This window comes from Brevibacillus aydinogluensis (assembly GCF_961514395.1).
Lineage (GTDB): Bacteria > Bacillota > Bacilli > Brevibacillales > Brevibacillaceae > Brevibacillus > Brevibacillus aydinogluensis.
The window spans coordinates 500,001-520,171 of record NZ_OY569118.1 but is presented as its reverse complement, the minus strand read 5'-3'; the positions used below and the strand labels follow the sequence as shown (position 1 = coordinate 520,171).

24 protein-coding genes, 1 tRNA gene and 1 pseudogene (1 of these 26 only partly in view) are annotated in these 20,171 nt (G+C 56.9%); 7 read left to right on the top strand and 19 right to left on the bottom strand.

Translation table 11 applies throughout. The annotated features are described in order from the left end of the window. Nucleotides 1-2: 2 nt before the first annotated feature. The 9 genes from tpiA to Q7F15_RS02535 form a co-directional block, all read right to left on the bottom strand. The gene (gene tpiA / locus Q7F15_RS02575; RefSeq protein WP_171566347.1) at nt 3-770 is read right to left on the bottom strand and encodes a triose-phosphate isomerase; all 768 of its coding nucleotides are present in this window, start codon (nt 768-770) and stop codon (nt 3-5) included. Nucleotides 771-784: 14 nt separating this feature from the next. Further along, nucleotides 785-1,969, bottom strand: a complete 1,185-nt coding sequence (locus Q7F15_RS02570; RefSeq protein ID WP_304415052.1) for a phosphoglycerate kinase — start codon at nt 1,967-1,969, stop codon at nt 785-787. A gap of 101 nt (nt 1,970-2,070) precedes the next feature. Continuing rightward, on the bottom strand, nt 2,071-3,075 hold the full coding sequence (gene gap, locus Q7F15_RS02565; RefSeq protein WP_171566324.1) for a type I glyceraldehyde-3-phosphate dehydrogenase: 1,005 nt from the start codon (nt 3,073-3,075) through the stop codon (nt 2,071-2,073). Between the two features lie 28 nt (nt 3,076-3,103). Then, nucleotides 3,104-3,940, bottom strand: a complete 837-nt coding sequence (locus Q7F15_RS02560; RefSeq protein ID WP_304415051.1) for a Na+/H+ antiporter NhaC family protein — start codon at nt 3,938-3,940, stop codon at nt 3,104-3,106. 11 nt (nt 3,941-3,951) lie between these two features. Next, complete coding sequence (locus tag Q7F15_RS02555) at nt 3,952-4,458, bottom strand: Na+/H+ antiporter NhaC family protein (protein ID WP_304415050.1); 507 nt, start codon at nt 4,456-4,458, stop codon at nt 3,952-3,954. A 24-nt stretch (nt 4,459-4,482) separates the two neighbouring features. Further along, nucleotides 4,483-5,502: a sugar-binding transcriptional regulator gene (locus Q7F15_RS02550; RefSeq protein ID WP_171566326.1), complete on the bottom strand. Its 1,020-nt coding sequence runs from the start codon at nt 5,500-5,502 to the stop codon at nt 4,483-4,485. A gap of 172 nt (nt 5,503-5,674) precedes the next feature. Next, nucleotides 5,675-5,944 carry a glutaredoxin family protein gene (locus Q7F15_RS02545; protein ID WP_212133496.1) on the bottom strand — a complete coding sequence of 90 codons (270 nt, stop codon included), beginning with the start codon at nt 5,942-5,944 and terminating at the stop codon, nt 5,675-5,677. A gap of 3 nt (nt 5,945-5,947) precedes the next feature. Next, nucleotides 5,948-7,324 (bottom strand): RNA polymerase factor sigma-54, encoded by a 1,377-nt coding sequence (gene rpoN / locus Q7F15_RS02540; protein WP_171566328.1) that lies wholly within the window; start codon nt 7,322-7,324, stop codon nt 5,948-5,950. Between the two features lie 67 nt (nt 7,325-7,391). Next, a complete protein-coding gene (locus tag Q7F15_RS02535) occupies nt 7,392-7,556 on the bottom strand; it encodes a hypothetical protein (RefSeq protein ID WP_304415049.1) in 165 nt (54 codons plus the stop codon). A gap of 41 nt (nt 7,557-7,597) precedes the next feature. Here Q7F15_RS02535 and Q7F15_RS02530 point away from each other — a divergent pair. Continuing rightward, nucleotides 7,598-7,675 (top strand) — tRNA-Arg (locus Q7F15_RS02530). Between the two features lie 284 nt (nt 7,676-7,959). Here the strand turns inward: Q7F15_RS02530 and Q7F15_RS02525 are convergent. After that, nucleotides 7,960-9,162: a branched-chain amino acid ABC transporter substrate-binding protein gene (locus Q7F15_RS02525; protein WP_171566330.1), complete on the bottom strand. Its 1,203-nt coding sequence runs from the start codon at nt 9,160-9,162 to the stop codon at nt 7,960-7,962. 574 nt (nt 9,163-9,736) lie between these two features. Here Q7F15_RS02525 and Q7F15_RS02520 point away from each other — a divergent pair. From Q7F15_RS02520 to clpP, 6 genes are all read left to right on the top strand, one after another. After that, nucleotides 9,737-9,955 (top strand): hypothetical protein, encoded by a 219-nt coding sequence (locus Q7F15_RS02520; RefSeq protein WP_171566331.1) that lies wholly within the window; start codon nt 9,737-9,739, stop codon nt 9,953-9,955. 126 nt (nt 9,956-10,081) lie between these two features. Then, the gene (locus Q7F15_RS02515; protein WP_171566332.1) at nt 10,082-10,687 is read left to right on the top strand and encodes an RNA polymerase sigma factor; all 606 of its coding nucleotides are present in this window, start codon (nt 10,082-10,084) and stop codon (nt 10,685-10,687) included. Continuing rightward, nucleotides 10,674-11,234: an anti-sigma factor family protein gene (locus tag Q7F15_RS02510; protein WP_171566333.1), complete on the top strand. Its 561-nt coding sequence runs from the start codon at nt 10,674-10,676 to the stop codon at nt 11,232-11,234. The genes Q7F15_RS02515 and Q7F15_RS02510 overlap by 14 nt, the downstream gene beginning before the upstream one ends. Next, complete coding sequence (locus Q7F15_RS02505) at nt 11,234-12,265, top strand: bactofilin family protein (protein ID WP_304415048.1); 1,032 nt, start codon at nt 11,234-11,236, stop codon at nt 12,263-12,265. The genes Q7F15_RS02510 and Q7F15_RS02505 overlap by 1 nt, the downstream gene beginning before the upstream one ends. After that, a complete protein-coding gene (locus Q7F15_RS02500; protein WP_304415047.1) occupies nt 12,241-12,372 on the top strand; it encodes a hypothetical protein in 132 nt (43 codons plus the stop codon). The genes Q7F15_RS02505 and Q7F15_RS02500 overlap by 25 nt, the downstream gene beginning before the upstream one ends. 120 nt (nt 12,373-12,492) lie before the next feature. After that, nucleotides 12,493-13,086, top strand: coding sequence for an ATP-dependent Clp endopeptidase proteolytic subunit ClpP (gene clpP / locus Q7F15_RS02495; protein WP_171566348.1), 594 nt, complete (start codon nt 12,493-12,495; stop codon nt 13,084-13,086). 64 nt (nt 13,087-13,150) lie between these two features. On the opposite strand, the gene Q7F15_RS02490 is transcribed toward clpP, so the two are convergent. The 9 genes and pseudogenes from Q7F15_RS02490 to Q7F15_RS02450 all read right to left on the bottom strand — a co-directional run. After that, complete coding sequence (locus tag Q7F15_RS02490; RefSeq protein ID WP_171566335.1) at nt 13,151-13,330, bottom strand: H-type small acid-soluble spore protein; 180 nt, start codon at nt 13,328-13,330, stop codon at nt 13,151-13,153. A gap of 24 nt (nt 13,331-13,354) precedes the next feature. Next, on the bottom strand, nt 13,355-13,528 hold the full coding sequence (locus Q7F15_RS02485) for a hypothetical protein (RefSeq protein WP_171566233.1): 174 nt from the start codon (nt 13,526-13,528) through the stop codon (nt 13,355-13,357). A gap of 172 nt (nt 13,529-13,700) precedes the next feature. Next, the gene (locus Q7F15_RS02480; protein WP_171566336.1) at nt 13,701-14,252 is read right to left on the bottom strand and encodes an AAA family ATPase; all 552 of its coding nucleotides are present in this window, start codon (nt 14,250-14,252) and stop codon (nt 13,701-13,703) included. Nucleotides 14,253-14,438: 186 nt separating this feature from the next. Beyond that, nucleotides 14,439-14,696 (bottom strand): HPr family phosphocarrier protein, encoded by a 258-nt coding sequence (locus Q7F15_RS02475; RefSeq protein WP_171566337.1) that lies wholly within the window; start codon nt 14,694-14,696, stop codon nt 14,439-14,441. 51 nt (nt 14,697-14,747) lie between these two features. After that, complete coding sequence (gene whiA / locus Q7F15_RS02470) at nt 14,748-15,698, bottom strand: DNA-binding protein WhiA (RefSeq protein ID WP_171566338.1); 951 nt, start codon at nt 15,696-15,698, stop codon at nt 14,748-14,750. Nucleotides 15,699-15,704: 6 nt separating this feature from the next. Continuing rightward, complete coding sequence (locus Q7F15_RS02465) at nt 15,705-16,715, bottom strand: gluconeogenesis factor YvcK family protein (protein WP_212133486.1); 1,011 nt, start codon at nt 16,713-16,715, stop codon at nt 15,705-15,707. Between the two features lie 66 nt (nt 16,716-16,781). Beyond that, nucleotides 16,782-17,575 (bottom strand): annotated as a pseudogene (gene rapZ, locus Q7F15_RS02460) (RNase adapter RapZ). A gap of 331 nt (nt 17,576-17,906) precedes the next feature. Next, complete coding sequence (gene trxB / locus Q7F15_RS02455) at nt 17,907-18,866, bottom strand: thioredoxin-disulfide reductase (RefSeq protein WP_171566341.1); 960 nt, start codon at nt 18,864-18,866, stop codon at nt 17,907-17,909. Nucleotides 18,867-18,940: 74 nt separating this feature from the next. Then, nucleotides 18,941-20,171 carry the 3' portion of a tetratricopeptide repeat protein gene (locus Q7F15_RS02450; protein WP_171566342.1) on the bottom strand. 503 nt of this gene lie beyond the right edge of the window, so only the last 1,231 of its 1,734 coding nucleotides appear in the window; the start codon falls outside the window, past its right edge; it ends in the stop codon at nt 18,941-18,943.

The window sequence follows — 20,171 nt, the reverse complement described above, 5'->3', positions numbered from 1 at the left end:
CCTTACGACTGACGCTGTGCGGCGGCTTTGGACACCAACTGCAGGTAGCTGTCCGCCGTCAGGCTGGCACCGCCCACCAGCGCTCCGTCAATGTCCGGCTGCGCCATGAAACTGTCGATGTTCTCCGGCTTCACGCTGCCGCCGTACTGGATGCGCACGGTCTGGGCAGCTGCCTGGCCAAACCGATCGGCAATCGTGCCGCGGATGATCGCGATCGTCTCGTTGGCGTCTTCCGCCGTGGACGATTTGCCCGTGCCGATCGCCCAGATCGGTTCGTAGGCGATCACTACGTCTGCCAACTGGTTGGCCTCCACGCCGGCCAGCGCCGCTTCGGTCTGACTGCGCACGACTGCGGCGGTTTCCCCCGCCTCCCGCTGCTCCAAGCTTTCGCCCACGCAGACGATTGGCTTGATGCCGTGCTTCAGGGCAGCCAGCACCTTTTTGTTGACGGTCTCGTCCGATTCGTTGAAATACTGACGACGTTCCGAGTGACCAATGATCACGTAGCGGACGCCGATCTCCTTGAGCATCAGCGGGCTGACCTCACCGGTAAAGGCGCCCTGCTCCTCAAAGTGAACGTTTTGCGCCCCCAGGGCGATCGAGGTGCCCTTGAGCTCCTCTGCCAGGGCAGCCAGAGCCGTAAACGGCGCGCAAATCACCTGTTCCACGCCAGCCGGAGCGCTGCCCGCTTTCGCCTCCTGGACGAAGCGGACGGCTTCGGCAATCGTTTTGTACATTTTCCAGTTTCCAGCGATAATTGGGGTTCTCAGAGGAATCGCCCTCCCTATTCGTTGTCCTCGAGCACGGCCACGCCGGGCAGCTCCTTGCCTTCCATGAATTCCAGGGAAGCACCGCCGCCGGTGGAAATGTGCGTCATTTTTTCCGCCACGCCTGCTTTCTCCACGGCTGCCACGGAGTCGCCGCCGCCGATGATCGTCGTGCCGGAGCAGTCGGCCATCGCCTGAGCTACGCCAATCGTCCCGTGGGCGAAGGCGTCCATCTCAAACACGCCCATTGGCCCGTTCCACACAACCGTACGGGAATCGACGATCACGCTGCGGTAGCGTTCCACCGTTTTCGGGCCGATATCGAGCGCCATCCATCCGTCCGGAATCGCGTCGACGGAGACGGTCTGTTTCTGTGCGTCAGGCGCGAAGCGGTCCGCCACCACTACATCCACCGGCATCAGCAGTTGGACGCCGCGCTCCTCGGCCTGTGCCATCAGCGAACGGGCCAGATCCAGCTTGTCGTCCTCGCAGAGGGAGGCGCCGATGCCGTACCCTTTTGCCTTGAGGAAGGTGTTGGCCATGCCGCCGCCGATGATCAGATGATCCACCTTGGTCAACAGGTTTTCGATTACGGCAATTTTATCTTTAACCTTTGCGCCGCCGACAATGGCCGTAAACGGACGCTCCGGACGGGTCAGGGCGCCGCCCAGGAAGCGGATTTCCTTTTCCATCAACAGGCCCGCTACTGCCGGGATGTACTGGGCGATGCCCGCCGTGGACGCATGGGCGCGGTGTGCCGCCCCAAACGCGTCGTTGACGAACACATCGGCCAGCTGCGCAAAGCGTTGTGCCAGTTCAGGATCGTTCTTTTCCTCACCTGCATGGAAACGCACGTTTTCCAGAAGGATCACGTCGCCGTTTTGCATGTTGGCGACGGCTGCTTCCACGTCGGGACCGACAGAGTCATCCAGCTTCTGTACCTCTTTGCCGAGCAGTGCTGAAAGATGGGCAGCAACAGGCGTGAGGCGCATTTCTTCGACCCCCTGCCCTTTCGGACGGCCAAAATGGCTGGCGAGAATCACCTTGGCGCCTGCATCCAGCAAGAAACGAATCGTCGGCAGGGCGGCACGGATGCGCGTGTCGTCGGTAATCACGCCGTCCTGCATCGGTACGTTGAAGTCGACGCGGCAGAAAACGCGCTTACCTGCCAGGTTCACATCACGGATAGACTTCTTGTTCATGAACGATCCTCCCCACAACTATGGCTTATGTTCGGAAAATAGCGTATGGGAAAAAGGGAGAGGACGCTCTCCCTTTTTTCACAACAGTTCTATTTTACTTTTTACAAGCCACGTTCTGCAACAAATTGACACAAGTCTACAACGCGGTTGGAGTAGCCCCATTCGTTGTCGTACCAGGAGACGACTTTGACCATGCTGCCTTCCAGTACCATTGTGGACAGTGCGTCGATTGTAGAGGAAGCCGGGTTGCCATTGTAGTCGGAGGAGACCAGCGGTTCTTCCGAGTAGCCGAGAATGCCTTTCAGCGGACCTTCCGCCGCTTCCTTCAGCACGCGGTTGACATCTTCCACCGTTACGTCGGTTTTCAGTTCGGCCACCAGGTCGACAACGGACACGTTCGGCGTCGGTACGCGCATCGCAAAGCCGTTCAGCTTGCCTTTCAGCTCCGGCAGCACGAGCGCCACTGCTTTGGCAGCACCGGTCGAGGTCGGGATGATGTTGGTCGCAGCGGCACGCGCACGGCGCATGTCTTTGTGCGGGAGGTCGAGGATTTGCTGGTCGTTGGTGTAGGAGTGAACGGTCGTCATCAGCCCGCGCACGATGCCAAACTTCTCATGCAGCACTTTGGCGAACGGCGCCAGGCAGTTGGTCGTGCAGGATGCGTTGGAGATGACCGTGTGCTTTTGCGGATCGTATTTGTCCTCGTTGACGCCCATTACGATCGTGATGTCCTCGTTGGTCGCCGGCGCGGAGATGATTACCTTTTTCGCTCCGCCTTCCAGGTGCTTCGCCGCGTCTTCCCGTTTGGTGAAACGGCCGGTGGACTCCACCACGATCTCTACACCGTACTCCGCCCATTTGAGCTGAGCCGGATCGCGCTCCGCCAACACCTTGATTTCCTTGCCGCCGACGATCAGCGTGTTTTCGCGCGCTTCCACATCCACATCCAGCACGCCGTGTACGGAGTCGTACTTCAGCAGGTGGGCCAGCGTCTGCGCGTCGGTCAGGTCATTGACGGCGACGATTTCCACGTTCGGATTGTTCAGCGCAGCGCGAAACACGTTGCGGCCGATGCGGCCAAATCCGTTGATACCTACTTTTACCATGACAATACCTCCTGCTCTCTCATCATCGTTATCTGCTTAGTTTTTCAAAAACGCCCGCCGTCTGAATGGAACGGGCAGTGACTATCGTTACAATCGGCAGCAACAGGGGGAAGAACAAATACGGCAGCGTCTCGACAGTGGGAACGCCCAAGGTGACGGCCATCAACATCGCCAGGCCGCACCAGGGAATGATCACCGGAATCAACATGGTCGAATCCAGCATCGTCCGGCCGAGCAGCACCTTTCCCCCCTCCAGCCGGGAGAACCGCTCCAGCAGCGTCGAACCAAGCACCAACAGCGGAATCGTCTGGTTGCAGCTGATGGCGACCACCAGCACTGACAACAGTACGGCTTTGCCCGCAAAGGCTGCCGGCCGCACCGTCTCGCCCATCAGCCGGTCGACCAACGGGGCCAGCAGATTGGCCTTGTTCAGGATGCCGTTCAAAAAGCCGGCCAAGCTAATCAGCACCAGCACGTTCAGGATGGAGGCCATCCCGCCTCCGCGCACCAGTTGGTCCAGCGGCGTGCCGGAATGCAGCTCGTATCCGCTCAGGACAGAGCGAAAGATGGTTCCGGCGTCCAGCGAGGTCGTCGTCAGCACGAGCACCGCGGCTGCAGCGATCCCGTACAGCAGGGCCGGGATTGCCCTGACCCGCAAGGCAAACGAGCCGATCAGCACAATCAGCGGGACCAGCGGCAGCCAGCCGATGAAAAAGAATCGGTGCAGCAGTTCCTGGTAAAAGCCGATCATGTCCGTTACGCCCGTCTGACTGCGCAGCAGGTCCACCAGCAGGAACAACAAAGTGCACGCCCCCACCGTGAACAGAGCGGGGCGGTTGCTGCGGCGTTCCTCCTCTTCGGTCATGCCGGTGATGCTCAATACCAGCAGCCGGCTGCTGGAGAGAGGGAAAACCGTTCCCCCACCATCGCGCCGCTGATCAGCGCGCCTGCCACGCTTCCGCCCGGTACTCCTGCCGTGTGGGCGATCCCCATCAACGACAGGCCGATCGTGCTCAGCGTCCCCACCGAACTTCCCAGCAGGTAGCTTGTCGCCGAGGTCAGGAGAAACGAAAGAACCAACATGTACCGGACATCGACGACCGACAGCCCGTAATAGATGATGGAAGGAATCGTGCCGCCCATCATCAGGAGAGGGATGAGCAGCCCGACCAGAAACAGGATGAGCAGCACCGGTTTGGTCTGCTTTACGCCGTCCCAGCCGAACGCCAACAGTGTTCTCCAGGAATAACCAAGGCGATGTACACTAACAAGTGTGACCAAGATGGAAAAAACCATCCCCAGATACAGCGGAAAGCCGAAATGAAGACTCAGCGCGATCCCCACGATCAACGACAAAACGGGGAGGACCGTCAGCACGTTCATCAATTCCTCGTCCCTCCAATGCAGTCATTCGGACAAAATGGCACGCGCCGCCCCTTCGTCCGTGATGAGTACATTTTGGCACGACTGCTTGGAAAAGGAAAGAATCGCTTTCGCCTTGCTCTTGCCGCCCGCGATGGAAAGTACCGCCTCCGCCTTTTTGACGTCCTCGAGCTGAAGGCCGATCGTCGGCATGCGGTGAACCGTCTCGCCCGCCTCGTTAAAGTAGTAGCCAAACGCTTCCGACACGGCTCCGGCCTGCTCCAGTTCGCGCAGCTCCGCTTCGGAGTAACTGCGCCGTCTCGCCATCGTCAGGGCGTCGCCGATGCCGTGCAGGACGATCCGGGTGTGCTTCAGCAGGGCCAGAACCTCTTTGATCTGCGGTTCCCGCAAGAGGCTTTGCAGCGCTTCCGGATGCAGCCGATCCGGCACGTGCAGCAGGCGGTATGTTCCACCGGTCTTGGCAGCCATCGCCGATGCCAGCGTATTGGCCTGCAGTTCCACCCGCTCACCCAGTCCGCCGCGGGCCGGGACAAACTGGACGCCTTTAAACGCAGGTGACGGTGTCAGATGCTGGGCCACACTGGCGATCGACGTCCCGCCGGTGACAGCGACGATGTCTCCTTCCCGCACGTACTGCTTCAGCACGCGCGCTCCGACGCGTCCCAGCTCCTGTTTGACCCAGGGGGAATGGTCGGCGTCTCCCTGGACGACGATCACTTTGGCGATGCCCAGCACTCGCTGCAGCCGTTCTGCCAGCTCGGTCAGGCCGAACAGTTCGCCAACCAGCGGTTCCAGTTCATCCAGCACACGCTGACCCTCTTCGCTCAAGCTCATCCCGGCTGCCGTCACGTGAAGCAGCCCGGTTTCCTTCAGCAGGTCCACCTCGGCCCGCAGGATGCGCTCCGTGCTGTGAAGCTCCTGGGCCAGAGCCCGCCGGCCAATTGGCTGCAGGTGATGCACCGAGCGAAGCAGCATGTACCGCTGCCGCATTACATCAACCAGGTCGGGCAGCAGTTTTTGTTGCATCTCGATGAAACGCCGCATCTGCCTTCTTCCTCGTCTGCTTGGTTTTGTTCCGGGACGTAATTTGTCCCGCTGTAACATTTTTTGTCCCGGTTGGAGCAAAAAAATAATCTCACTTCTCTTTGAATGTAACACACCTGTAAAAAACATGCAAGGTCCCTCAGCCCATCAGAGCCAAGGGACGTGTTGCTGGTTACTGCAGGCGGCGAACCAGCTCCGCTCGCAGTTCTTCCCAGGTGACTACGCTGGTGACGGAGCGAAATGCCTCCTGTCCGTCAATCTCCACGACGGGGATGACCAGCATGTACTTTTCGTGCAGCGCATCATCCTCCTCGATGTCGACCACGGTCAGGCGCAGAGGAAACTCCATCTCCAGAAGGCGGATTGACTGCTCCACCTGCTCGCACAGATGACAGTTTTTCCGCCCGTACAGCACGATCTCAAACGGTTTGCCTGCTTGCATCTCTCAAAACCTCTTTCGCTTCGCTGACGAGGGGATCATCATCTCTTCCCGATATTTGGCCACTGTCCGGCGGGAAATCTCGATGCCTTCCTGCAGCAGCATCTCAGACAGCTTCTGGTCCGACAGCGGCTGTTTCCGGTCCTCCTGTTCTATCAGCGCCTTGATCCGGCGCTTGACACTCTCCGACGAGGCTGCCTGGCCGCTGGACGTCGACAGTGCCGACGTAAAAAAGTACTTCAGTTCGAAAATTCCGCGCGGTGTCTGCACGTATTTGTTGCTGGTCGCGCGGCTGATGGTCGACTCGTGCAGATTGACCCGCTCGGCAATCTCTTTTTGCGTCATCGGCTTCAGGTAGTGTATACCGCGCTCGAAAAAGTCCCGCTGCATCTCGACGATCGCCTGGGTGACGCGCATCAGGGTCAACCGCCGCTGCTCCAGGCTTTTCGCCAGCCACATGGCGGCATTCAGCTTTTCGTGAATAAACTGCCGGGCGTCATCCTGGCTCTTCTGCTGGCGCAGCATTTTCTCGTAAAAGCTGTTGATTTTGATCCGCGGCGTCGCCACGTCGTTGACCAGCACCACGTAGTCGTCGCCCACCTTTTCCACAGCCACGTCAGGGATGACGTAGCGCGTCTCGGCGCGGGAAAAGGCGGAACCCGGACGAGGGTTGAGCGTGCGCAGCAGATCAGCCATTGCCTGCACATCCCGCACCGTACAGCCGATCTTCTCGGCAATCCGCTGATAGCGGCAGTCGGCCAGATCGTGCAGATACAGACTTACCACCTGCACGATGTTGTCGTCGTCCAAGCCCAAGTGGCGGAGCTGCAGCAGCAAACATTCTTCCAGACTGCGGGCCGCCACCCCGGCTGGGTCAAAGTGCTGCAGGACGGCCAGCACGTCTTCAATCTCGTGCAACGCCACCCCCAGGCGCTCCGCCGCTTCCTCCAGCGGGACTTCCAGATAGCCCTTTTCGTCCAGATTGCCGATCAAAAACAAGGCAATCTTCCGCTGCAGCGGCGTAAAGCCCTTGACGTAGCCAAGCTGCCGTTCCAAATGTTCGTACAGCGTCACCGTGTCGTGATGCACAAAGTCGAGCGGATTGTAAGTGCTTTCATTTTTCCCCACGGAATATTCACCCGTGGCCCGATTTCCCACGAGCTCCTTCCAGTCGATTTCCGGAGCCGGACGCTCCTTTTTTACAGGTGCCGCGTCCACCGCCTCTTCCTGCAACTCGATTACGGGATTTTCGTTTGCCTGTTCCTGCAGATAGGAGAGCAGATCGACAGCCGAATACTGTAAAATGGTGATCGCCTGTCTCAACTCCGGCGTCATCACCAGCTTCAGCGTCTGCTCCTGATAAAGACCCAGTCCCATGTTCATCGAGTTCGCCCCCCTTCTCTATTATGCAGCAGATTTCGGCACTTCTGTCTTTTCTCATTATATTCGCTCAATCATGCAATTTTCCTGCCAATATTTGATTTTCAATATGTCTGCTCGCCCAATCAACCCCCATTGACCGCTGCGCGTACTGTTGGCAAACACGAAGACTCAGCAGCAGCGGCGTGACTCCCCCTGCCCCAAAAAGTTTTTTGTGATTTTCCAGTTTTTGCATTTGCATATCCCTAAAATATGTTCTATAATAAAGATCGTCACGCGCCCGTAGCTCAGTGGATAGAGCGGCGGTCTCCGGAACCGCGTCTTGCGTAGGTTCGACTCCTACCGGGCGCACCATACGTGGCAATCAGCTATAAACGCGATTCTCTGCCAGGCAGAGGGTCGCGTTTTTTACGTGTACATGCCCCCCTGCCCGCGTCGCGTTTTGCAGCGGACGCTACCAACTTCTTTGCTGGTCGTCAAGAAAGCGAACGGGTCCTATCACCCATGCACCACTCACTTTGTCTACACGCTGAAGCGCCCTGGAGAGCATTCTCCAGAGCGCTTTTTTACTGCGGGTCCTGTTTGTTCAGCTTGCGGTCCCGTTCCGGCTGATGCGATCGACCGGACTCATCCGCGCGTTACTGCGCTTCACCCACGTATACTTTCTGGCCGTTTTCGTATTTATACACGTAGACGGACGCATACTCGTTGTCGCCTTTGTCGTCAAATCCGACTTTGACGAACTGGCCTTGGAAGTCCTTGATCTTGTGCACGTGCTCCAGCACTTGCTCGCGGGTCGGTTTTTGACCGTTGTTGGCTTTGATCGCTTCTTCCAGACCGTGCAGCAGGACGTTCATCGAGTCGTAACCAAAGGACGTGAAGATCCCGACTTTGTTGCCAGTAGCCTGTTCAAATTCGGAAATCCATTTCTTGCCTTCCTCGGTCGCCCCGATGTCGCCAACGACGGACGTGAACACGACGTTGTTGGCATTGTCGGCGCCTGCGATTTTCACCAGATCAGCGGAGTCGTAGCCGTCGCCGCCCATCACGATGCCTTTGAAGCCTTTTTCACGAAGCTGCTTGATGAGCACGCCGGCGTCGGAGTAGTAGCCGCCGAAGTAGATCATCTCCGGTTTGGCGGCGATGATTTGGTTGATCACGGCGCTGTAGTCCTTTTCGCCGGCGGTAATGCCTTCATAGCCGACCACCTGGACGCCGTCCTTTTCAAACTGCTTTTTCACCTCGTCTGCCAGTCCCTGACCGTACGCCTGCTTGTCGTGCACGATGTAGGCCGACTTGACACCCAACTGGTTCTTGGCGTAGATAGCCGCCTTGGAGCCCTGCATGTCGTCGCGCGCGCAGATGCGGTGCACCACTTGTTTGCCTTCTTCCGTCAGGTTGGCCCCGGTCGAGGACGGCGAAACCATGACCAGTTTTTCCTGTTCGTACTGGGCGGATGCCGTAATCGACGCACCGGTGGTCACGTGGCCGACGACGCCGATGACATCCGGATTGGAGATGAGCATCTGCGCAACCGCCACGCCCTGTTTCGGGTCGGCCTGGTCGTCCTGGGCGAGCAGTTGAACGTCAAAGCCCAGTTTTTTGAAATCTTCCTGTCTTTGTTTCAGGGCGTATTCGGCCCCCGCCTTGGCGGTGCTGCCGTAATCGGAGTACTGACCGGACAGCGGGCCGACCGAAGCGATCACCAGTTTTTGAAGCGAACCCGAGTTGGAGCCGGAATTGCTGCCGCTGTCGCTAGACTGCTGCTGTCCGCAGCCGGCCAGAGCGGTGCCCAGCGCCAAAACCGTTGCAAGAAACGCAAATGATTTCTGTTTTTTCATCGCGAGAAATCCCCCTTTACTTTACCAGCAAACCAATTGATGAAATAAAACCACTTGCTCATATTTTAAAATAAATACGAAAATTTGCAACAGATAAAATAGATGCAAGATATAGGCAATACCTATAGGAGCGATTCCAAGATGATGAAAAAGGAAAACCGCCTCCCGTCGGGAAGCGGCTGCATGCGCGTTTGGCTATTTCTCTATTCCTTGTATTTGCGGGAGTACGCTTTGCTCGTGACATAGAGCGTCAAGGCGATAAACCCGATAAACATGACGACACTGGCCACAATGACCGTCGTTTCCATCTTGCACTTCCCCTCTCCCACTGCTTTCTGCCTTATTATACGGGAAAAAGACAGGCTGTTACAACGGATGAATCCGCCAAACGGCTTGCTTGTCCGTCTAGATGGACGTGATTCTCCTTGCCACACAAAAATACCAATAATTACCAATGAACCTTCCTGCGTCTGCATGCCACACTATGAAGAAACGGCACATATCCTGCGAACAAACGTTTTTGTGCACAACCTGTTGACAACTTTGTGGATAAGTTCAAGAAGGAGCGGTTCTCGTGGCAAACGAGCGATTGTACCTCATCTACCAGGAAGCGAACGACGAAGAATGCCTGCTGACCATTCAGCCGTATACGGACGAACAGGCATTGGCCGAGGCCATCAACAAGCTGCAGGCCCGACAGGTGGAAGAATACACGATCATCAAGGGACGGAAAATGAACGCGACGCTGCGCCTGGCTGTTGAGCTAACCGAAGCGGAAGAAACGGAAGCCTGAGTCCGCTTCGGAAGCTCCCCTCTTTTCCAGTGCCCGCCTCTCCTGCTATGTTTGAAGGAGGGAGCCCGTCGATTGAAATTTTGACGGAGGCGATCCCGTATTGATCACTGGGAGGAGGGATGCGTGATGGATCAGGAACTGGCGCGACTCAACAGCGAAGCCGCCCGGTTGGCCGTGCAGTTTGTGAACGGACAGCCGCGGGCGTTCCACCGGTTGGTCCTGTTGTTTGCGCCGCGCGTGATGCGCATCGTTCGCAAGCTGGTCAGCGGCTATCACGACGGTGAGGACCTGTACAACGAAATTTGGCTGAAAGTCGCGCAAAATTTGCACAAATACGATCCTGCACTGCCCTTTCACTCCTGGCTGTACCGTATCGCCTCCAACTCGTGCATCGACTTCCTGCGCAAAAAACGGGAGATCGTGCTGGAGGACGAACAGTTGTTGCTGCACGTACATAAACACCCCGCTGAGACTGTCAAAAGCCCGGAACGGTTCCTCGTGGAAAAGGAGACGCATACCGAGCTGACAGCGCTTATGGACAACCTGAACGAAACCGACCGGCTGATTCTGACCCTCCGTTTTGTCGAAGGCATGAGCTATGAAGAAATCGGCAGCATTGTAGGGATGAACAAAAACACCGTGGGCACCCGGCTGTTCCGGGCCCGCAAGCAGTTAAAAGAATTGCTGGAGAAACATCGGGAGGAAAGGAGAATGGCCGATGCCGCATATTGACGAACTGACTTTGATGATGTACAGCGATGACGAGTTGTCCGCCGAGGAAGCGGCCCGCGTTCAAGTGCATCTGGACCACTGCTTTCACTGCCGGCAGTCGTGGGAGCGGTTGACCGGCGAGCAGCATCTGCTGGCAGAGACGATTTTCGCCGCGGATACGTCGCTGCCGCCGCTGGAGTTGGACTCGCTCACGGCGGCGCAGATTGAAGGCATTGCCATCCTGCACAGGCGGCATCGCCGCCGCCTGCTGTGGCGGGCGATACTTGGCGCGGGCACTCTTCTGGCGGTTGCGGCCGGGTATCTCATTTTTTGGCAGAGTGTGTGGTTTCACTGGGTTGCCTCTGCGTGGAATTCCTGGACATCCCGCTTCTTTTGGGGGTCAGCCCTGTGGCTGAAGGACAACGCCGGTGACCTGTTCAACGTCCCCGGTCCATACGTGGTGGCACTGCCGCTGCCGCTGCTGCTGCTGATCGGTCTGCTTTTGCTGGTGAACATACGCTTCCTTCCCTTTCCTCCATCCCGGCTGCAGAATCGGGAGGTCGACTGATGGGACGGATCAAACTCATCCTCTGCCTGCTGCTGTCCGTTTTCCTGCTTGTGCCGGCACATGCAGTCCATGCGTTCGGCACAGTGTCAAACCATAGCTACGTGCTGCCGGCTGACGCGGTGCACGACGGCGATCTGGCGGTCAACGCCAATACGGTCTCCATCGAAGGAACAGTGAACGGCGACCTGTACGTGCTTGCAGAAAACGTACAGATACGCGGACGCGTCACCGGTGATGTCCTCGCGTTTGCGGTCGACACTCGCATCGACGGCACTGTCGCGGGAGATGTGCGCGCCTTCACGCAGCAGCTGTCGATCTCCGGCAATGTGGAACGAAACGTCACCGTCGGTTCCAGCCACATCGTGCTGGAGCAGAACGGCCGTATAGGCGGCAGCCTGCTGATGTTTACCCCGCATGCGGACCTGAACGGCAAAGTGGCCCGTGAAGCAAACGGCAAGGTGGACACCCTGCGCATCACGGGCGAAATCGGAGAAGGCATCTCACTACTCCACTCCAGCTCCCTGCAGATTGACGCACCTGCCGTGATCGGCGGCGATCTGGTCTACTCCAGTCCGCATCGGGCTGCGATCGGTTCCGGCGCTGTCCTCAAAGGGAAGGAACTGTATTCCCCCGCGGTGGTGGCTGCAGACCAAGACACCTTTTCCTACTTTCCCATCCTGTTGGGCCTCTCGTCGCTGCTCAGCACGCTGCTGCTCTGGCTGGCTGTGCGCTTTCTCTTCCCGGCCGGGCTGAGCTGCATCTACAGCCAATTGGACCGGCACCCGGGACAGGCGTTCGCTTGTGGCGCCGGCTTGGTGCTCGGCCTGCCGCTCCTGTCGATCGCGCTGCTGGTGACCGTCGTCGGGATTCCGGTGACGGTGGCGCTGCTGCTGGCATTCGTGCTGCTTACCTGGTCGGCAAAGGTGTTTGTCGGCTCCTGGATCGGCATCCGGCTGGCCGAGCGTTTTCGCTGGCGGCTTCCCCCCTGCTCGCCGAGCTGCTGGGCGTGGTGGCGCTGCAGTGCCTGCTGATTATCCCGTTTGCCGGCTGGCTGTTCGCGCTGCCGGTGTGGATGGCCTTCCTCGGATCGCTGGCCTGCGCGGTCCGTCAGGCGAATAAAACATTTCTGACGCCATAAGGTTTAGGAGAGGCAGGATTGGGAGAGAACTGAGAGAAAGGCTTGCAGTTACCTGTTTGACCTTTACTGACCTTTCGTGTATGATTAATCTTACCAAGAGAGGAGGAAGGCTTAATGCATATGAACTTGATTCCCACCGTCATCGAACAGACGAATCGCGGTGAACGTGCATATGATATTTATTCGCGCCTGCTAAAGGATCGCATTATCTTTCTCGGAACGCCGATCAACGACACCGTTGCCAACATCGTCGTAGCGCAACTGCTGTTCCTGCAGGCCGAGGACCCGGACAAAGACATCCACTTGTACATCAACAGCCCGGGCGGTTCGATTACCGCCGGTATGGCGATTTATGATACGATGCAATTCATCAAACCGGATGTGTCCACCATTTGTGTCGGCATGGCCGCGTCGATGGGGGCGTTTTTGCTGGCGGCGGGCGCCAAGGGCAAACGCTTTGCCCTGCCGAACAGCGAAGTGATGATTCACCAGCCGCTCGGCGGCGCGCAAGGCCAGGCGAGCGACATCGAAATCGCTGCCAAACGCATCCTGAGAATGCGCGAACACCTGAACAAAATCCTCGCCGAGCGCACCGGTCAGCCGCTGGAGCGGATTCAAAAGGATACCGACCGCGACAACTTCCTCACCGCTCAGGAAGCGCTGGAGTACGGCCTGATCGACAAGGTAATCACGCCGGAATCCTCTTCCAAATAAGCAATCGGCTTGACAGGGTTCTTCCCCTCGAAGCACGACACCCGGCCAGCAAGGCCGGGTGTTTTTACTTCTCCTCCAATTGTCCGACCTCGACCGCCATGCTGTTGGCCGGATTGCCTTCAATGTGGACGCGGGCCGTCGCGGTTCGTTCATCCACGCCGTCGATCCAGACCGGCTGCCCTTTGTACTGGACCTCGATTTTTTCCGAGGAGCGCAGGATTTCCTGTGCGCGCTTCACATCCATGTATCATTCCCTCCCTTGGTGCTGTCAGCGGTTGTCGCGGGCCGAACTGGCGCCCGTCATGGTATCGGTGGTCGACTCCTCGATCAATCCGTTCTGGTCGCTGACCTGTCCGCCGCCGAGCCCCTCGTTTACCATACGGTCAATGTCCATGTCGTACTGGTCGCGTCCTTCGTATAGGGTGTCACGGTTGTTCTCCACACGTCTCCCTCCTTTGGCGCGGTTGGGCACCGGGTGATGAAAGACTCCATCGCATGCGGCAGCGAGTGGAAGCCTTGCCTGTTTCATCTGTTAGCATTCCCCCGAGCGACGGGAAAACATGCAGCCTGCCCCAAACAGACGCGTACCTTGAGGATATTACGGTTGCGCCAAATCACCCCGTCGCGTCAGCATGGGCCATCGCTTCGATACGTTTTTTTACGTAATCAACGATTTCCTCTGCCGGCACCCCATCCGTCATGATCTTTTCTTCAAAACATGTGTCCTGAAAAGCCTCCACACACGCTGGGATTTGCCGGTAACACCAGTTCCCCTCCGCTTCTCCCCGCCTTCTGAGCCGTTCATAGAGGGTTTCCCGGCTGGCGATCAGGCAAAAATGGCAGGTATGTTTGTCCAGCTCTTTGAAGCCGTTGAAAATGTATGTGAAGTATTCCTTATGTATAATCGTCATGGGAACAATCAAATGCTTCCCGTAGGTCATCTTCAGCAGCCCGGCCACCTTTACCGTCAGCACCCTCCACAATTGCAAATCCTGAAAATTATCTGTCTTTTCCTCGCGCAGCCTCATTTCCTCCGGAACGATGCGGCGCAGCATAAAGCCCACCTCTTCCGGGTCAAACAGCATGCTGTTCGGTATGGAGGCAGCCAGCCTGCTGGCAACCGTCGTCTTCCCGGCGCCATACGCACCATTTATCATTACAATCATGGTCACTCACCCTTTTTACACGGGATGTGAAACAGCCGAGTACAACGCCATCGCCGCCGCACGGTAAAAGAAAAAGAGGCACCCGCAAAGAATGAAGTTGCTTTGCATTATGCCTCTGGTTCTTGCAAGGAGCAGCATTGCGATTGCAAACGGGGCTGCGCTGCAAGGTGTCAATAACGTTGCGGCCTATTCCTCTTTGCTGACCAGATTGGCCAGGCTGCTGACCGCTTGAGCCGCATCAGGGCCTTCCGCCGAAATCGTGATTTCCGTTCCCGAACTGATGGCGAGGCTCATGATGCCCATGATGCTTTTTGCGTTTACTTTTTTGTTTCCTTTCTCCACAAAAATTTCCGATACAAAGCGGTTGGCCTCCTGCACGAAAAATGCCGCAGGACGGGCCTGCAACCCAGTTTTCAATTTGACCACAACCTGCTGTTGAACCATGTATGGACCTCCTCACACAGTGTACTCGTTACCGATAAGTATACCATGCTGCTAGATGGATACATTTTGTTTTTCTCGCAATTTCTCAGCAATTTCGTTGATTTTTCTCAACCGGTGATTGATGCCTGATTTGCTGACCGGACCGCTGGGCAGCATTTCCCCCAGCTCCTTCAGATTGATGTCCGGGTGCATCAAGCGCAGTTCCGCCACTTCCCGCAGCCGCTTCGGCAGGTTCTCCAAGCCGATCTCCTGCTGAATCAGCTTGATGTTCTCCATCTGGCGGGCAGCGGCATTTACCGTCTTGTTGATGTTGGCAATCTCACAATTGTGCAAGCGGTTCACCGAGTTGCGCATGTCTTTGACGATCCGCACGTCCTCGAAGTACAGGAGAGCCTGATGCGCGCCGATGAGGCTGAGAAATTCAGTAATCTTCTCGCCTTCCTTGATGTAGAGCACATACCCTTTTTTCCGCTCGATACACTTGGCGTTTAGTCGATAGCGGTTGGCCATCTTGGTCAGCGCTTCGCAAAAATTCTGGTAGGACGTGAAAATTTCCAAATGATAGCTGGACGCCTCCGGATGATTCACCGAACCACCAGCCAAAAACGCCCCGCGCAGATAGGCCGCCCGGCAGCACGAGCTTTTGACGATCTCCGGTGAAATGCCCTGAACAAAGGACTTGTCTTGGTCCATAATGCCAAGTTCTTGCAAAATCTCGTGCGCCTTGTGCGGAATCCGCACGATGTAGACGTTGTTTTTCTTCAGCCGCATTTTTTTGCGCACCAAGAGTTCGGCGTGTATATGAAACAGGCGCTTGGTCAGGGTGTAGATCCGTCTGGCAATCGCCGCATTCTCTGTTGTCACATCCAGCACCAGCCGTCCTGCCCCGAATTGCAGACTGCCGTTCATCCGGATCAAGGCAGCCAGCTCCGCCCGGCTGCAGCACTCGGGGGTGTCCAGCATGGTCAGTTCCTTTTTCGTTTGTGCGGCGAATGATGACATTGACCCTCACTCCTTCTCTAGCTTCTGCATCCTGCGCTTGCGCCTGATCAGGGATACCACCTGTTTGCTTACGGCGTGCGCGTCGTGACGCAGATAACCGTCCTCAAACGTTACCAGCGGCTTCGCCACGACGTGCAGCCCCAGTTGACGCAATCGCCCCAGATCGCAGATGACCGGAGTTGCCCCCTTTTCCGCATACTTTTCCAAGACATGCGCGGGAATGTCAGCCGAGTTGACGATTACGGTGTCCAAAAATGGACTGCCCACGTGACGGTACATCACTTCCACGTGCGCGGACGCGGTGTACCCATCCGTTTCACCCGGCTGCGTCATGACGTTGCAAATGTACAGTTTTGGTGATGGCGAACGCTTCACGGCATCAAACAGTCCGCGCACCAACAAGTTAGGCAAAATGCTGGTGTACAGACTGCCGGGACCGATCAAGATCGCATCCGCTTCTTCAATGGCCAACAAGGCCTCGCTTAACGGCACTGCGTCTTCGGGATCGAGGAAGACGCGCTTGATCCGCTTGCCTGTAAGCGGTATCTGGGACTCGCCGACGACGATCGAGCCGTCCTCCATTTCGGCCAGCAGCCGAATCGACTGGGTGGACGCCGGCAGCACGTCGCCGCGCACAGCCAGGACACCGCTCAGCTTTTTCACTGCTGTCACAAAATCTCCCGTAATCTCGTTCATCGCTGCAAGTAGTAGATTCCCCAAATTATGGCCGGCTAATCCCGTGCCGGTTGAAAAACGGTACTGCATCACTTTCTCCATCAACGGCTCGGTGTCGGCGAGGGCCGTCAGCACGTTGCGAATGTCACCGGGCGGGGGCATATCCATCTCCTCCCGCAGTATGCCTGAGCTTCCTCCGTCATCGGCGACGGTAACAATCGCCGTGATGTGAACCGGTTCATGCTTCAACCCCCGCAGCAGGACAGACAATCCCGTTCCCCCGCCGATCACGACAACCCGCAGCTGTTCCCCGGGCTGCGTTCCCTTTCTCCTTGTCGGCATATGTCACCTCATTATATGCTGATCCACACAGGCGTTCCTCGCAGATGTCCTTTCGCCATCCTATGCTCATTTGTTTTTGTCAATGTCTCGATGGCTGATGCGAACCGTAAAATCTTTGCTGAAGACGTTCCCGATGTGCTCGGTGATCGCCACCGAACGATGCTTGCCACCTGTGCAGCCAATACCGATCACCAGCTGGCTTTTTCCTCCCGCTGGTAATGGGGTAATGTAAAGGACAGAAAATCGACCAGTTTGTCGATAAATTCCTTCGTCTCCTTATGATTCATGACGTATTCGGCCACTTCCGGGTCACATCCCGTCTTCGGCCGCAGTTCCTCCACGTAGTGCGGATTCGGCAAAAACCGCACGTCAAACATCAGGTCGGCGTCAATCGGCGTACCGTATTTGAAACCAAACGACAGCACGTTGATCGTCAGCGGCGATCCCTGCTGTGCGTATTGACTGATAATCTTTTCACGCAGCTGTGCCGGTTTCATCTGGCTGGTATCGATAATCTGATGCGCCCGCCCTTTCATTTCCTGCAGCAGGCGGCGCTCGGCGTGAATGCCTTCCAATGGCGAACCGTTCGGCGAAAGCGGATGGCGTCGGCGTGTCTCTTTGTAGCGGGACACCAGCGTCTGGTCACTGGCATCGAGATACAGGATATGAAACGAAATACCCTCCATCTGATTCAGGCTGTCAATCGCTTCGGACAGGCTTTCGAAAAACTCTCGTCCCCGCAGGTCAATCACCAGGGCAACCCGTTCGATGCCGCCGCCCGATTGTTTAATCAGTTCCGCAAACTTGGGAATCAGCACCGGAGGCAGGTTGTCGACACAAAAGTACCCCAAATCTTCCAAGCTTTGTACGGCTACGGTCTTGCCAGCACCCGACATTCCCGTAATAATGAGCAAATTGATGGCTCTGTCTTTTCCCACTTCCGTCACTCCACTCGCCTCCTACGATTCTGACATAAGCATACCATAACCACTGTCGTATTCGTACCCTCCCAACCACCTAACCGTGGAACCGGCCGGACTGCATCGCACCTGAAGCGGGTTGTCCCATCCGATTCGGTAAAAAAAAGACGCGGCTGAATGCAGCCACGCAAGTATGGTTCGTATAGATAAGGGGGTCAATTCATCGTCTTCTAGTGTACCGCCCAAATATTTCATTTATGTTACAAGGAGGTTAAGACATTGTGACATTTTCTTCCGCCAGCCGCTCATTCAGTTCTTCCACGTAGTGCTGAGCCGATTGAGCAGCGATGGAACCGTCGCCGGTAGCAGTCACGACCTGGCGCAGCATTTTTTCCCGCACGTCCCCTGCGGCAAAAATTCCTTTTACCTTGGTGTGCATACGCTCATCGGTCAAAATGTACCCCGCTTCGTTGGTGATGCCCAACCCGCGCACGCACTCCGACAGCGGATTCATGCCGACGTAGATGAACACGCCATCGGTCGGGAATTCGCGCTGCTCGCCCGTTTTGACGTTTTCCAGCAGCACTGCCTGTACTTTGCTGTCGCCGCGGATTTCCTTGACGACCGTATCCCAGATTACGTCGATTTTTTCATTGTCAAACGCCCGTTTTTGCAGAATCTTTTGGGCGCGGAATTGATCCCGACGGTGCACGATGGTCACTTTGGAGGCAAACCGGGTCAAAAAGACTGCCTCTTCCACGGCCGAATCGCCGCCGCCGACAACGACCAGCTCCTTGCCGCGGAAAAACGCCCCGTCACATACAGCGCAGTAGGAAACGCCGCGTCCGGACAGTTCTTTTTCCCCGGGGACGCCAAGCAGGCGGTGTTCAGCACCGGTCGCGACGATGACCGATTTCGCCAGGTACTCCTTGTCGCCGGCAATCACCCGCTTGTACGGATGTCCGTCTTGGATTTCCTTGATTTCGCCATACGCGTACTCGGCACCAAATTGCTGGGCGTGCTCAAACATTTTGGTAGACAGGTCGGGTCCGAGAATCGACCCAAAGCCCGGATAGTTTTCGATTTCCTCCGTATTGGCCATTTGCCCGCCCGGAACGCCGCGTTCCAGCATCAGCGTGCTCATGTTGGCACGGGAGGTGTATACGGCAGCCGTCATGCCGGCGGGGCCGGCTCCGGCAATGATGACATCGTAAATTTTTTGGTCGCTCATGTCCACTGCCTCCTCAATCTGCACGATTGTGCCTGCTCTCATTCACTTATTTAAACTTATTATAAAATGAGAATCTATTTCAGATCAAGTGCTGCCAACGCTTTGACACACTTGGCTACGGTTGAAGGAGATATCCCGTATTTTTCGGCGAAATACGCCTGGGATTGCTTCTGATTGTTCATCGTTCCGTATAGATATTCCAGCGCGGCCACCCACGCCACCGTTTTCCGCACCTGTACCGGGTTGGCGACGCTTTCCTTGTAGCGGTGCCAGACCTTGAGGCACCATTCGCCCATGTCAGTCCGGTCGTTTTCCATCAGGCAGCGGCAGATGCAGTCTTCCACGCTCTCCATTTCCGTCTGGGGCGGGACACTGCTCACGCGACCCGCCGCACCGTTTGTCGTGCGGCTCGCCTCACCGTCTGTGACGGCATCACGCTGCGCTGCGTTTGGCTTGCCCTTGACGCGTTCCGCCGATATGCCGGGAGGGCAGTCTGGCAACGCCGCTCCCATGTCAGCCAGTGCCAGCAAGGCCAGCTTCTGCAGCTGCGGATCGTCTGTCTGGTGGTAAAAATGGCGAACAGCCGCTTCCGCTTCGTCATCGCCGATCATGGCAAGCGTTTGCAGGACGGCAAACTTTACTTCATCCCGCCCATGCTGCAGCGCCCAGAGCAACGAAGCGCGGATCATCGGGTCCTGTTTGAGGCCTTCCACGCCTTCAAGCGCCGCTTTTTCCCAGGATACTTCACGCTGCGGCGGATGGTACTGATACGGAATCAATAGGGTATTCTCCCCTTCTTCCTGCGCTTTTACTAATTGCAAGTAGTGATCCGCTACACCCGAATCCGGGTCCAGCTGCTTGGCCTTCTGCCACCAACGCAGTGCCTGATTTCTGCGTCCGGTCATATAGGCAGAGATGGCCGCATAGTGGTATGTGCAGGCTTCGTGCATACGCCCCGTCCGCAACATCCGGTAGTACAGTCGGTACGCTTCCTCATGCTGCCCGAGCACGCCCATCGTCGTCGCCAGCTTGTACATGTGCTCCGGGTGATACGGGACCACTTTTTTCAGCATCTCGATCAGCCCGACTAGTTCCTGCACGCGATTGTGGTGGGAAAGCAGGACGGCCAGGTTGCACAGCGCATGCAGGTTTCCGTTTTCCCGCTCCAGCGTCTGTTCGATCGTCGCCATCGCCTGGGCAAAATCGCCCACGTAGTAGTAGGCCAGCGACAGGTTGTTCCAGGCCGGCATGAACGACGGGTCCGTCTCCACAATTTCTTTCAACGTCTCCAGTGCCTCTAAAAAG